Below are 11,887 nucleotides of genomic sequence, written 5' to 3' on the forward strand. Positions count from 1 at the left end.
TGGTGACCTCCTGCTTTGAGACCTAAGTCTAACATAAGCAGAATCAGTTGACGAGGTCGCAACACAAATGCGTTGGTTTTCTGATAATTACAGCTCACGCGATTTTGCGATGCAGCGTATTTAACATGTGCCGCAATGTCGCTTGCGTGTCGCCGCAGGCTGTCTGTAACTGCGCAAGAACTGCAACAGAAGCGCAAATTGTCGCCACAGGGAGTTCATCATGGACGCATCGTCCACCACGGGTGCAGCGCACCAACCCGGCCGCGGCCGGATCTATGATTCGATCGTCGATGCTTTTGGCGACACGCCGATCGTCCGCCTGCGCCGGCTGCCGGGCATGCACGGCGTGAACGCGACCATTTTGGCAAAACTTGAATATTTCAATCCCGCCGCAAGCGTGAAGGATCGCATCGGCGCGGCCATGATCATCGCCATGGAGAAGGCCGGCATCGTCAAGCCCGACACCGTGCTGATCGAGCCGACCTCCGGCAATACCGGCATCGCGCTGGCCCTCGTCGCCGCCTCGCGCGGCTATCGGCTCAAGCTGGTCATGCCGGAGTCGATGTCGATCGAACGGCGCAAGATGCTGGCCTTTCTGGGCGCGGAGCTGGTGCTGACACCGGCAGCACAGGGCATGAAGGGCGCGATCGCGACGGCCGAAGAGCTGTTGAAGACGACGCCGAATTCGGTGATGCCGCAACAGTTCAAGAACCTTGCCAATCCCGAGGTGCACCGCCGCACCACCGCGGAGGAGATCTGGAACGACACCGGCGGCAACATCGACTTCTTCGTCGCCGGCGTCGGCACCGGCGGCACCATCACCGGCGTCGGCCAGGTGCTGAAGCCGCGCAAGCCCTCGCTGCGCGTGGTCGCGGTCGAGCCCGAGGAGAGCCCGGTGCTGTCCGGCGGCCAGCACACGCCGCACAAGATCCAGGGCATCGGTGCGGGCTTCGTCCCTGACATCCTCGACCGCTCGGTGATCGACGAGATCGTGAAGATCAACTCGACCACGGCGATCGAGACCTCGCGGGCGCTGGCGCGGCATGAGGGCATTCCCGGCGGCATCTCCTCGGGCGCCGCGATCGCCGCGGCCCTCCAGATCGGCAAGCGGCCGGAAGCTGCGGGAAAGACCATCCTGGCTATAGTGCCGTCCTTCTCCGAGCGGTATCTTTCGACGGCTCTGTTTGAGGGAATCTAGGACATGGCGGATCAACCACCGAGGCGGCCGCGGACGTTGGGCGATGCCAGGACGGAGGCCGAGGCGGCGTTCAAGAAGGTGACGGCGAAGGTCGCCGCGGCGCCGCCAAAGCAGAATGTGATGCCGGGGATCAAGGAGCAGGTCACGCTGCGGATCGACCAGGACGTGCTGGAGCATTTCCAGGCCGGTGGGCCCGGCTGGCAGGACCGCATCAACGAGGCGCTGCGAAAGGCCGCGGGGAAGTAGGCGCCAACTGCCGGATCCGGGGGCGGTCGTCCGAAACTGGCGCGCCCGGCGGGATCCTGGTGGCGAACTCAAAGGACCTGCGACAGAAACCGCTGCGTTCGTTCGTCCGTGGCCGCCGTGAATAATGTTTCCGGCGGGCCGTGCTCGACGATCACACCGCGATCGGTGAAGTAGACGTGATCGGCGACCTCACGGGCGAAGTTCATTTCGTGGGTCACCAGGAGGCATGTCATCCCGTCTTCGGCAAGCTCCCGGATGGTGACCAGGACCTCCTTGACCGTTTCCGGATCGAGGGCGGCGGTGACTTCGTCGAACAGCATGATGTCCGGTCGCATCGCCAGCGAACGGGCGATGGCCACGCGCTGCTGCTGTCCGCCGGAGAGTTCACCGGGATAGGTGTCCTCCTTCCCCGCAAGGCGCACCTTGGCGAGCAGCGCTCGGGCGCGCGCTTCGACCTCGGGACGCTTCTGGCCGAGAACATGGATTGGCGCCATCATCACGTTCTGGAGCGCGGTCTTGTGCGGGAAAAGGTTGTATTGTTGAAAGACCATCCCGACCTTGCGACGAAGCGCCAGTTTGTCGAGCCTGGGGTCGGACACTTCGATGCCTTCGATTTGAATGCTGCCGGACGAGATCGGTTGAAGGGCATTGATGCAGCGGATCAGCGTGGATTTCCCTGATCCGGACGGGCCGATGATACAGATCACCTCGCCCTTCCTGACCGAAAGGCTGATTCCTTTCAGAACCTCGAGAGCTCCGAAAGACTTTCTGACGTCGACACATTGGACGATGGGCTGATCCGGCGTCCAGGTCGCGGCCATGCTCTGCTCCCTCAGCGTACGCGGAATCGACGCTCGAGACGAGCGGTCCACAGGTTGATCGGATAACAGTAGAGAAAGAAACACAGCAGCGCGAAACCGTAGAGCGGCGCGAACAGCTCCGGTCTCCCGCCTTCGGCGGCGTGCACCTGTGCTGTCAGCGTGAGCATTTCCGAAACGCCGACGATCGATGCCAGCACCGTCGACATCGCGACCAGCGCATAGATGTTCATCCAGGGCGGCAGCATGCGCTTGATGCATTGTGGCAGCATGATCAGCCACATGGTCTGGCGGCGCGTGAAGGACAGCGATTCCGCGGCCTCCCACTGCGTCGACGGAATGGAGCGGACGGCCCCGCGCACGACCTCGGCGACATTCGCCATGACGGGCAGGGCGAAGCCCACGGTCGCCTTGATCCAGTCCGGCAAGGGAATGGTCGTCTTGAACAGGGTGACCTGGAAGGGCACCAGAAACATGACGAAGAACAGCAGCACCAGCCAGGGCGCGTTGCGGAAGAATTGAGTGATGAGCCAGCTGACAGCGGCGAGCAGCCGGGACTCCGACAACAGGGCGAGGCCCAGGCCAAGCCCGGCGACGGTCCCCAGCAGCATGGCCAGCAGGGAGATCGCGATGTTGAAGACGAAGCCGCGCAGCAGGAGCGGTGACCACTTCACGATGACCTGAAGTGGGGAGAGCATCGTCGGTCCGGCCTGCGCCCACGCGGTGGATGCGGCCATGATGGCGCAGAAACAGAGGATCGCAGCGGGCAGCGGGCCGATCCGGACGGACATCCTGGCCGGCGCGGGACGATACGGCAGAAGGACGGCAAGCCTGTTTCCGGACCCGGCAGTCTTCATCGCGCATAACCGGGGATGCGCATCGCCCGTTCCCAGCGATGCATCAGCCAGACAAGGACGCCGACAAGGATGCCGTAGGTCGCCAGCAACACGACCATCATTTCGAAAACGTTCTGCGATTCCGACCAGATCTGCTTGACCGCATACAATGTTTCGGGAACGGCGATCGCGTAGGCGAGGGTGGTCGTCTTGAGCAGGTTGACGAGGTTGTTGTTCAGTGCGGGAAGGCAGACGCGCACGGCCAGCGGAAGGACGATGTGGATGTAAGCCTTGAGGCGTGTGTATCCGAGCGCCTCCGCGGCTTCCAGCGTCGTCCTCGGCACCGCCTCAATTCCGGAGCGGAAGATTTCGACGTTGAAGGCGGCCGCGAACAGTGACAGCGAAATGATGGCCCACTGAACGTTGCTCAGCAGCGGAACGCGCATGCCCGCCGCCTCGACGGCCGGAAGCATGGTGCCGAGGCCGAAATAGAAAAAGAAGAGCTGGACCAGCGGTGGCGTGTTGCGGAACACCACCACGAAAGCATTGACAGGCAGCCGCAGCAACACCGACGGACTGCCCTGCAGCAAGGCGCCCACCGCACCGATGATCAGGCTCAGCAGGATGGTCGTGATACTCAGAAGCAGCGTCATCCTGAGGCCGCCGAAATAGCGATCCCAGTCGTACGCATCGTAGAACACGGAGAAGTTCAGCCCCGTCGTCTCGTAGAGCTGTTGAAACCAGTTGGCGATTGCTTGCATGTTGCTCGACACCGAACTGTGGAGGGCGATGCCTCGTATCAGTGCATTGGCTCGACCTGTTCGGAGCGCAAGATGGGTCTGGCGCTCCGCTTTGCGCGCCTATTTGTCCTTGTATTGCTCGTGCATGGAGAGCGAATACTCGGTTGGCGTAATGCCCCACTTCTTTTCCGCTGCCACGATGAAGCCGGTCTTCATCCAGTCCTTTGTCGTGTCTTCGAGCAGCTTCTGAAGACTGGCATTCTCGAGCGCAACGGCGATCATCCATGGCGAGGGCAGAACGCCTTTCAGGGGCAGGTCGTAGTCCGTCTTCCACTCGTCCTCCAGCAGTTTGCCTTGCAGGAAGGTCTGATCGTAGACGTAGCCGATGCAGTTGCCCTGCTTCATCGCGAACAGGGGCTTCTCCGAGCCGTCAAACGCAACAATTTCGGGGCCGTAGGATTTGGCGACGTCCTTGTTGTACCAGGCCCCCGACGTTGCACAGACGGGCTTTCCCTTGAGGTCAGCCCAGTCCTTGATGCCGGCCTTCTTGTTGAGAAGGATGTTCACATAGTCGGAATAATACAGCGGTTCGATGGCTTGAACGACGCGACGACGTTCCGGCCTGTCCGACATGGTCGCGATCAGCAGGTCGATCTTTCCCTGCTGAAGAAATTCGATTCTGTTTGAGGCTCCGACTGGAACGAGCTCGAGTTTGACGCCGAGGCGCTTGGCAATGTCGGCGGCAAGATCCGGCTCGATGCCGACCACGTTTCCCGTGGGATCGCGATATCCGAAGGGTTTGTAGTCAGCCTTGACGCCGACATTCAACGTGCCGCGCTGTTTGATGGCGTCGACGCCATCGGCGGCTTGAGCGCTGCCAAGCATCAGCAGCACCGTGGCACCTGCCATCATGGAACGGAGCATATTTCTCATTGGGTGACACCTCCAGGATTGCAACCACGACACGCGCAGCAGGTACTCTTTGCGTTACAAGGTTCGTGCCAAACGTCACGAAAAACGGGACACGGAGAATGGAGCAAGGTCGATCGAGCTTCGACCATCGGCCATCATCTCGGCGACGACGTTTCCAATGCCGGCCGAGTGCTTGAAGCCGTGACCGGAGCACGCCGAGACGACAAAGACTCTGTCCTGGTCAGGATGCCGGTCGATGATGAATCCCCGATCGGGTGTTGTCGTGTAGAGACAGGCGGCCGCCTGCGCGGCACGGGGCGTGGCGCCCGCGAGGCGCCCCTTGACGTGCACCCGGTACATCTTGGCCGACTCCGCCGGATCAACGGTGCGATCGACGGTATCGGCCGTTGTGCTGGTCTCGTACTGCTCGGTCGCCACCTTGACGCGACGGTCGCCCGGCAGTGGCGGGAAGCCGTAGAAGTAGTCGATATCCGTCGCGCCGTGCATCCAGATGAACACAGGCGCGTTGGCGCGATACGCGCTCATGTCCTCAAGTTCGTACCAATGGAGTACCTGACGTTTCACCGTGAGCACACGGTCAAACGGCGCGCCGAGCAGGTGAGCGTTCCAGGCGCCTGCCGACACCACCACCTGGTCCGCCTCGAACGTGCCTGAGGACGTTTCCACCCGAACGGCGGAGCCTCTCTGGGCGATCGAGAGAACTTCGACTCCCGAGCGTATCGTTGCGCCAAGCTGCTCGGCGCGTGTCAGTTGCGCCTTGATGCAACGCTCTGGAAAAACGTAGCCCCCGCCGGGCTCGTAATAGGCCTTCTCGTTGCCCTCGAGGTTCAGGAACTGCGGGAAGCGGTGAGCCACCTCTCGCCCGTCGATCACTTCATGCGCGATGCTGAAGTCGCGGGCTGCCGCAATCGAACGTGCGACGAAATCCGGCTTGCCGTGGTGCGACGTCTCGCCGACACCGGGCGCCATGACGAGGACGCCGCACGGGTTCAGCAGCTCGGCGGACGTCTCGGCTTCGAGCTCACGCCAGATCCGGTGAGTATCCAACACCAGGGGCACGTAATCGCGGCCTTCGCCGACCGCCTGCCGGGTGATGCGGGTTTCGCCGTGGCTGGACCCCATCGTGTGGGGAGGGGCAAAGCGATCGAGGCCGATCGCCTTCACCCCTCGCTTGGCCAGTTGATAGAGCGCCGCGCTGCCCATGGCACCGAGGCCGATCACCAGAATATCCGCTTTCTCGCGCATCGATCGGGACTGCTTAATTGTTAGGACGGCACGAAGTCTGCTTTCAAATGCGGCTCTTGGACAAGGATAATTCATGAAATGAAGAAAATTTGCATGTTCAGATGACTTTTGCTTAAGTCATGGAGATGCAGTCACCTGTTCCAGACCTGCGAAGCCTGCAGATCGTCGCCGCTGTCGCAGACTCCGGCAGCATGTTGGAAGCGTCACGCCAATTCGGGATGACGCAATCCGCCGTGTCTCAGGCGGTCCGGCGTGCTGAAGCGGCGGTCGGCGTCGCGTTCTTCAACCGGACCCGCAGGCCGCTCACGCCGACTCGGGCGGGGCGCATCCTCGCAGGCCGAGTTCTCGATCTGAACCGCGACTTTGATGCGCTTCTCAGCGCGCTCCGGGTCGCGGCGGAACAGTCTGAACGGGTTGATCTGAGGCTCGGTCTCGTCGACTCCTATGCTGCCACGGTCGGCGCGCACCTCGTCAAGGAACTCATGACGGGCGAGATCGCACTGAGTCTGTCCGTATGGTCGGGCCTCGCTCACTCACATGCCGAGGCGCTGATGAATCGCAAGATCGACGCCGCGATCACATGCGACGCGATGGATGACCTGTATGATGTCGAACGCTTCCCATTCTATCGCGAGCCAAATCTGTTGGTGGTGCCGCGCGGCATGGAGGCCGAATTTGCCGGCCTTGATCTGCGGGAGATACTCGCTCGACATCGCCTGGTTCGGTACAGCGAGCGTTCCTGGGCAGGGGCTCAGGTCGAGCGCCATCTGAGCCGCCTGGGCATTCGCCCGCCGCGGGCTTTCGAGTTTGACACCTCAGACAGTCTGGTCGCCATGGTCGCGACCGGCATGGGCGTGGCGATCACCACGCCGCTGTGTCTGTTGCAGGGGCTTGCTCACGCGGCGCAAGTCAGCGCCCTCCCTCTGCCGGGCCCTGGATTCTTTCGTGAGCTGCTTCTGGTGACCCGCCGCGGAGATCTCTCGTCATTGGCGCCGCGGATCTCAGAGATGGCGCGAACGAGCATTACGACGCAAGCGATGCCGCGTATCCGGACGCTCGTGCCCTGGTTCACCGAGGATTATTAGCAAGAAAAAAGCCCGGCGTGAGCCGGGCTTTGTATGTCGTAACTCGTCTGTCTCAGCGGCGGAACATGCCGCCCATCATGCCGCCGACGACACCGCCGACGAAGGCCGCACCGGGATCGCCGCCGCCGCTGCGATGCTGTGCGGGAGCACTCTGGGAGGGAGCGCTGCTGGCACGCCGGGCCGGCTTCGCGCTGTCGTCGCTCGCCGTCGGCGTGGCCGCCACGATCTCGGAGAGCAGGGCCTTGTGCTGGAGCTTGTTGAGATAGCCGCTCGACGGATAACCACGTGCCGCCTGCCAGCGCTTGAGCACCGTACGGGTGTCCTCGCTGAAGGCGCCGGTGACCTTGGTGTCGAACCCAAGTCCGGTCAGGCGGCGCTGCACGTCGCGGCGCTGGCCCTTGTCGAGGCCGATCTGGTCCTCGGTGAGCTGGCTGGCGTCGTCGGTGAAGGTTGCGGGATCGACACCGGCGTTGAGGTTGCGGGTCGTCGTTGACGGGCCGCTCTTGATCGCCGCGAGCCGCGCCAGCGCCAACGCCTTGAACTGGCCGTTGGGGTAGGCAGAGAGGTAGGCGTTGAGCTCTTCCGGCTTGTTGCTCTCCTTGACCGAGCGCCAGTATTCGAGCTCGACACCGTCCGAACTGCCGCCGGTTGCCGCCGGCGCGATGCCGGCAGCCGTCGGTGCCGCATTGGCGACCTGGGTCGTCGGAGCCTGGTTGAGATAGACCGCGCCGATCAAGTTGGTGTGGCCCCAGGGCAGCTGACCCTTGTGGGTCTCCTCGTTGACCTGGGCGCGTACCGACGTCATCGCCTGCTGGATCTCGATACCAGGCTTGGTGATGTTGTCGATGAGCGCACGGGTGAACGGGCTGTTGTTGCCCTCCTGGCCGTCGAGCGCGGTCTGGCCCGGGCCGGTGGCGAACGCGATCAGCGTGCCTTCGCCGGATTTCATCTCGGCAAGACCGCTCTGCACGTTGACGCTGCGGGTTGCGGAGTTCGACTTGATCTTGGCGGCGAACGGATTGTCGCGGCAGGCGTCAAGGAAGACCAGCTTGACCTTGGCGTCGCCCATGGTCTGCTCGAGCGTCAGATCGATGTTGATGGCGGCACCGAGCTTGACGTCCATCTCCGACTTGATGTCGGCGTCGACAGGCAGAAGATAGTTTGAGCCGCCGACCGCGATGCCGTGACCGGCATAATAGAACACTGCGACATCGGAGCCCTGCGCCTTGCGGCCGAAGTCCAGCAGCTTCTCCGTCATCTGGTCGCGCGAGAGGTTCGAACCTTCGATCACATCGAAGCCGACATTGCGCAGCGTTGCCGCCATCGCCTTGGCGTCGATCGGCGGGTTCGGCAATTGCGCGACGTTCTTGTAGGTGCCGTTGCCGACGACGAAAGCAACACGGCGGTCGGCCTTCGCGGCACTGACCGACAGTGCCATGCACATCAGCGAAGCGAGGAGGGTGAGAGTGCGCATCTGAAATCCCCAACAGAATCGAATTGCAGGCAGCAACTAATTGGCAGCAAACCTACACGAAATTGCCCGGCTCCGTGCAAGCAAAACGACTGCAACCCGTTGCTTGGCGGCCAAGTGTTGCACGATGGAATACCCCTCCAGCGTGATCCAAATCACACGGCCACTTCGTTTTGTCGCGCGAGGAGACGCGAGGTTCACTGCGCGCGGGCGGGAACCGGCGAAGCCGGCTTCAAATTCAGGAGATTGCCGCACAGGATCAGCGCCGCGCCGAGCACGGTCCAGGCATCGAGCCGCTCGGAATAGAGCAGCCAGCCGACGGTTGCCGTGAGTGGAACCCGCAAAAAGTCCATCGGCACCACGATGGTCGCATCCGCATACCGGAGCGCGCTGGCGAGGCAGTAGTGCGAGAATGTGCCGCAGACCCCGATGACGAAGAGCCAGCCCCACAGGGAGGGGGACGGCCAGGTCCAGACATAGAGCGTCGGGAGCAGGCCCACCACCATCTGCACGACGATCATCCAGAACAGGATCGACAATGCGCTCTCGGTCCGGGTCAGCGATTTCGCCAATATCATGGAGATGCTGAAGCCGATCGCTGCTCCCAGCGCGATCAGCTGGCCCGGATTGATCTCGCCAGTGGCGGGCCGCACGATCATGACCACGCCGACGATGCCGAGCACGATCGCGGCGATCTTCCAGACGGTCATGCGTTCGGAGAGGAAAGTTGCGGCCAGCAGCGCCGTCCAGATCGGCATGGTGAATTCGATTGCGACGACCTGGCCGATCCCGATCAGCGTCAGTGCGTAGAACCAGCCGAGCTGTGCGAAATAATGCACCCCGTTGCGCGCGAGGTGCTGGGGCAGGCGCTTGGTCGCGATCGCCTTGAAGCCACCGGCCCGGTAGATGATCGGCAGGAGGAGCGTGAACCCGATCACCGAGCGCACTTCCATGATCTCGAAGACGTTGAGCTCGCGCGTGGTCTCGCGCCCGGCGACCGCCATGACCAGCATCAGCGACAGCCAGCCTGCCATCCACAGGGCAGCCATCGTTTTGGACGGTGTCGTGTTCATCGGCGCGGGTGTGGGAGGCGAGGGGTCCTGAGGGAGGGCCGGTATCGGCGACATCGTCACCGTTTGCAACGGCCAAATCTGCCGGTGCAGCGATGCGTGGCGGCGTGCTAAGCCATCAGTGAACAACGAGAAAAATCGGGAGATCTTCGCTCATGCAGATATTGCAGCCGGCCGAATGGAAAAAACCGCGCGGCTTTTCCCATGGTGTCGTGGTCGAGGGGCCGGGCCGCTGGGTGATGCTGGCCGGCCAGACCGGCGGCGACGAGACCGGCAATTACGCGCCTGACATGGCAACGCAGGTCGGGGCCGCGCTGAAGCGGATCATCAAGCTCCTGGGCGAGGCCGGTGCCGGCCCCGAGCATATCGTCCGCCTGACCTGGTACCTGACCAGCCGCAGTGATTATGAGACGGCCGGGGCGGGCATCGGCGCGGCCTGGAAGGAAACACTGGGGCGCAATTTTCCGCCCTCGACCTTGCTCTACATCGGCGGTCTCGTGGACGACCGGGCCAAGGTCGAGATCGAGGTTACGGCGTACGTGCCGGGCACATGAAAAATCGACCAGGCGAGATCGCCGGGTCGATTGTCCTCAAGCGCGGTCCGCCTTAACGCGACAGCGAGATGTTGGCGCCGCGGAACTGGCTGTCCGCGCGCATCGTGACGTTCTGCTTGTTGCCGGACGTCTTCAGCGAGATGTTGGCGTTGAAGCCGGCGGTGGCGGCGAGCAGCTCATAGTTTCCGCCGGCGCCACGGCCCGAAAGGGAACCGCTGATATTGCGGCTGGCCTCGGACCAGCTGCCCGCGATGGCGCTGCCTTCAGCCTTGAGGTTGGCGCCGAGGTTGAACTTGTAGGCGTCGCTGGCGCAGGTCAGCGACAACTCCATGGTCGGTCCGATCGGAGTGTATTTGGCCCGGCAGCGGATCCGCTCGGTCGAGCCGTCATCCAAGGTGACCGTGCCTGAGCCGCTCCAGCTGCCCGCGAGCGGGGCGAACGGGCCGGACTGGGCCTTGCTCTCGGAGTTGGCAATTCCCGCCGCAAACAAAACGGCGGCCGCGATCAGCAGCCGCCGGCTTAGACCGCTAGTCACGAAATTCCTATTGGCGCGATGCTTCCCATCGCCCGCTGCACGGTATGCCTGCAGATGCTCCATTCCACTTCCCCGATCCGGCGTTGCCGCTGAGTTGACCGTTGGCATATGCACCATTGATCGAAACTTTCACAAGTCCCCCGCTGCCGATGGTGCCGGAAACGTTAGCGCCGGGCGCGGTGATCTTGCCGTCGGCAACCGTCAGCAAGGAGCTTGCGGTCGGCTCGCAGGTGCCGCTCTTGGTGACGATGGTGACGTGCCAGTTGCCGTCATAGGGGGTCTGGGCGAAGGCGGGAGCGGCGAGGGTGATAACTGAAGCGGCACAGAACGCCGCAATGCGATCAAAACGCATAAAATCCGTCCTTGAATCTGTCTGATATGGAGACGCTTATTCGGACAAAATGTGACGGAAATTTGGTGCGGTGCCAAATCGAAAATTGTTCCTGTGGAAACAATGGTTTATTTGGGTTTCCGGCTGCAATTTTCGAAGCAGAATCAACGGCCCCTCACGTTAAGGGTAAACGTCAGGAGCGCGACTCAGGAAAGGACTCAAGAAAGACTTGGCGCCGAGGTCGCGAACTGCTCGTCCTGAATCTTGGACGGCAGCGCCTTGTGGACCTTGGCATAGTCGATCACGTCGGCCAGCAATTTGAGCCCGAGCGGGGCGAGCGCGCGCTCCCACAGCTCCCGCGCCGTCTCGCCCTTCTTGACGAAGCACCACTCCTGGGCGGCGATGGCGCCGGCGTCCATGCGGTCGGCGAGGTGATAGATCGTGCCGCCGGCGATCGGATCGCCTTCCTTGATGGTCCATTCCACGGCCGCCTTGCCGCGATGACGCGGCAGCAGCGAGGGATGATAGCCGATCCCGCCCAACTTCGCTGCGTCGAGCGCGTCCTTGCCGATCCGGGCGTGGCTGTGCGCGGTGACGATCAGATCGGTGTCGGGGGCGATCTCGGAGGCCACCACCAGCTTGGGATTGGCCTGGACCACGACGTCGATGCCCGCCGCCTTGGCTGTCGCGGCGAGGCGATCCTCGGCGTCGGCCACCACGACCCGCACGATCGAGACACCGTGCTCCCGGAGCATGTTCAGGGTGGTCACGCCGAAATGGCGGGAGCCGACGAGGGTAATGCGCATGGGTGTCCGATCCGTCTCG

Annotated in this window: 14 protein-coding genes; 4 read left to right on the forward strand and 10 right to left on the reverse strand. The window is 62.8% G+C overall.

The features are described 5' to 3' along the window. Positions 1 to 220 precede the first annotated feature (220 nt). The gene (gene cysK / locus JQ591_RS09200) at positions 221 to 1,198 is read left to right on the forward strand and encodes a cysteine synthase A (RefSeq protein WP_211395699.1); all 978 of its coding nucleotides are present in this window, start codon (positions 221 to 223) and stop codon (positions 1,196 to 1,198) included. A gap of 3 nt (positions 1,199 to 1,201) precedes the next feature. Further along, positions 1,202 to 1,444: a BrnA antitoxin family protein gene (locus tag JQ591_RS09205; protein WP_211395700.1), complete on the forward strand. Its 243-nt coding sequence runs from the start codon at positions 1,202 to 1,204 to the stop codon at positions 1,442 to 1,444. 68 nt (positions 1,445 to 1,512) lie between these two features. Here JQ591_RS09205 and JQ591_RS09210 read toward each other — a convergent pair whose 3' ends face one another. The 5 genes from JQ591_RS09210 to solA all read right to left on the reverse strand — a co-directional run bounded on the left by JQ591_RS09210 (position 1,513) and on the right by solA (position 6,016). After that, positions 1,513 to 2,265 (reverse strand): amino acid ABC transporter ATP-binding protein, encoded by a 753-nt coding sequence (locus JQ591_RS09210; protein ID WP_211395701.1) that lies wholly within the window; start codon positions 2,263 to 2,265, stop codon positions 1,513 to 1,515. An 11-nt stretch (positions 2,266 to 2,276) separates the two neighbouring features. Next, positions 2,277 to 3,119, reverse strand: coding sequence for an amino acid ABC transporter permease (locus tag JQ591_RS09215; RefSeq protein ID WP_211395702.1), 843 nt, complete (start codon positions 3,117 to 3,119; stop codon positions 2,277 to 2,279). Then, positions 3,116 to 3,859, reverse strand: coding sequence for an amino acid ABC transporter permease (locus tag JQ591_RS09220; RefSeq protein WP_211395703.1), 744 nt, complete (start codon positions 3,857 to 3,859; stop codon positions 3,116 to 3,118). The genes JQ591_RS09215 and JQ591_RS09220 overlap by 4 nt, the downstream gene beginning before the upstream one ends. 99 nt (positions 3,860 to 3,958) lie before the next feature. Continuing rightward, on the reverse strand, positions 3,959 to 4,771 hold the full coding sequence (locus tag JQ591_RS09225) for a transporter substrate-binding domain-containing protein (protein WP_211396412.1): 813 nt from the start codon (positions 4,769 to 4,771) through the stop codon (positions 3,959 to 3,961). 75 nt (positions 4,772 to 4,846) lie between these two features. Beyond that, the gene (solA, locus tag JQ591_RS09230; protein ID WP_211395704.1) at positions 4,847 to 6,016 is read right to left on the reverse strand and encodes an N-methyl-L-tryptophan oxidase; all 1,170 of its coding nucleotides are present in this window, start codon (positions 6,014 to 6,016) and stop codon (positions 4,847 to 4,849) included. Positions 6,017 to 6,135: 119 nt separating this feature from the next. Between solA and JQ591_RS09235 the strand changes: the two genes are divergently transcribed. Beyond that, positions 6,136 to 7,101: a LysR family transcriptional regulator gene (locus JQ591_RS09235; protein WP_249136722.1), complete on the forward strand. Its 966-nt coding sequence runs from the start codon at positions 6,136 to 6,138 to the stop codon at positions 7,099 to 7,101. A gap of 52 nt (positions 7,102 to 7,153) precedes the next feature. On the opposite strand, the gene JQ591_RS09240 is transcribed toward JQ591_RS09235, so the two are convergent. Further along, a complete protein-coding gene (locus JQ591_RS09240) occupies positions 7,154 to 8,575 on the reverse strand; it encodes a caspase family protein (protein WP_211395705.1) in 1,422 nt (473 codons plus the stop codon). 194 nt (positions 8,576 to 8,769) lie between these two features. Next, positions 8,770 to 9,645, reverse strand: coding sequence for a DMT family transporter (locus tag JQ591_RS09245; RefSeq protein WP_211395706.1), 876 nt, complete (start codon positions 9,643 to 9,645; stop codon positions 8,770 to 8,772). Between the two features lie 152 nt (positions 9,646 to 9,797). Here JQ591_RS09245 and JQ591_RS09250 point away from each other — a divergent pair, with 152 nt between their 5' ends. Next, on the forward strand, positions 9,798 to 10,196 hold the full coding sequence (locus JQ591_RS09250) for a RidA family protein (RefSeq protein ID WP_211395707.1): 399 nt from the start codon (positions 9,798 to 9,800) through the stop codon (positions 10,194 to 10,196). 52 nt (positions 10,197 to 10,248) lie between these two features. Here JQ591_RS09250 and JQ591_RS09255 read toward each other — a convergent pair whose 3' ends face one another. The 3 genes from JQ591_RS09255 to JQ591_RS09265 all read right to left on the reverse strand — a co-directional run bounded on the left by JQ591_RS09255 (position 10,249) and on the right by JQ591_RS09265 (position 11,868). Next, positions 10,249 to 10,794 (reverse strand): hypothetical protein, encoded by a 546-nt coding sequence (locus tag JQ591_RS09255; protein ID WP_211395708.1) that lies wholly within the window; start codon positions 10,792 to 10,794, stop codon positions 10,249 to 10,251. Then, entirely contained in the window at positions 10,739 to 11,083 is a 345-nt protein-coding gene (locus JQ591_RS09260; protein WP_211395709.1) for a hypothetical protein, read from the reverse strand. Before JQ591_RS09260 ends, JQ591_RS09255 begins: the two co-directional genes overlap by 56 nt. A gap of 197 nt (positions 11,084 to 11,280) precedes the next feature. Continuing rightward, entirely contained in the window at positions 11,281 to 11,868 is a 588-nt protein-coding gene (locus tag JQ591_RS09265; protein WP_211395710.1) for a formyltransferase family protein, read from the reverse strand. Between the last annotated feature and the right edge of the window lie 19 nt (positions 11,869 to 11,887).

The organism is Bradyrhizobium canariense (assembly GCF_018130465.1).
Classification (GTDB): Bacteria; Pseudomonadota; Alphaproteobacteria; order Rhizobiales; family Xanthobacteraceae; genus Bradyrhizobium; species Bradyrhizobium canariense_C.

Bases quoted from the DNA above. Each gene is read 5' to 3' on its own strand.
- cysK (WP_211395699.1), top strand. From the start codon at position 221: ATGGACGCATCGTCCACCACGGGTGCAGCGCACCAACCCGGCCGCGGC.
- JQ591_RS09205 (WP_211395700.1), top strand. From the start codon at position 1,202: ATGGCGGATCAACCACCGAGGCGGCCGCGGACGTTGGGCGATGCCAGG.
- JQ591_RS09210 (WP_211395701.1), bottom strand. From the start codon at position 2,265: ATGGCCGCGACCTGGACGCCGGATCAGCCCATCGTCCAATGTGTCGAC.
- JQ591_RS09215 (WP_211395702.1), bottom strand. From the start codon at position 3,119: ATGAAGACTGCCGGGTCCGGAAACAGGCTTGCCGTCCTTCTGCCGTAT.
- JQ591_RS09220 (WP_211395703.1), bottom strand. From the start codon at position 3,859: ATGCAAGCAATCGCCAACTGGTTTCAACAGCTCTACGAGACGACGGGG.
- JQ591_RS09225 (WP_211396412.1), bottom strand. From the start codon at position 4,771: ATGAGAAATATGCTCCGTTCCATGATGGCAGGTGCCACGGTGCTGCTG.
- solA (WP_211395704.1), bottom strand. From the start codon at position 6,016: ATGCGCGAGAAAGCGGATATTCTGGTGATCGGCCTCGGTGCCATGGGC.
- JQ591_RS09235 (WP_249136722.1), top strand. From the start codon at position 6,136: ATGGAGATGCAGTCACCTGTTCCAGACCTGCGAAGCCTGCAGATCGTC.
- JQ591_RS09240 (WP_211395705.1), bottom strand. From the start codon at position 8,575: ATGCGCACTCTCACCCTCCTCGCTTCGCTGATGTGCATGGCACTGTCG.
- JQ591_RS09245 (WP_211395706.1), bottom strand. From the start codon at position 9,645: ATGAACACGACACCGTCCAAAACGATGGCTGCCCTGTGGATGGCAGGC.
- JQ591_RS09250 (WP_211395707.1), top strand. From the start codon at position 9,798: ATGCAGATATTGCAGCCGGCCGAATGGAAAAAACCGCGCGGCTTTTCC.
- JQ591_RS09255 (WP_211395708.1), bottom strand. From the start codon at position 10,794: ATGGAGCATCTGCAGGCATACCGTGCAGCGGGCGATGGGAAGCATCGC.
- JQ591_RS09260 (WP_211395709.1), bottom strand. From the start codon at position 11,083: ATGCGTTTTGATCGCATTGCGGCGTTCTGTGCCGCTTCAGTTATCACC.
- JQ591_RS09265 (WP_211395710.1), bottom strand. From the start codon at position 11,868: ATGCGCATTACCCTCGTCGGCTCCCGCCATTTCGGCGTGACCACCCTG.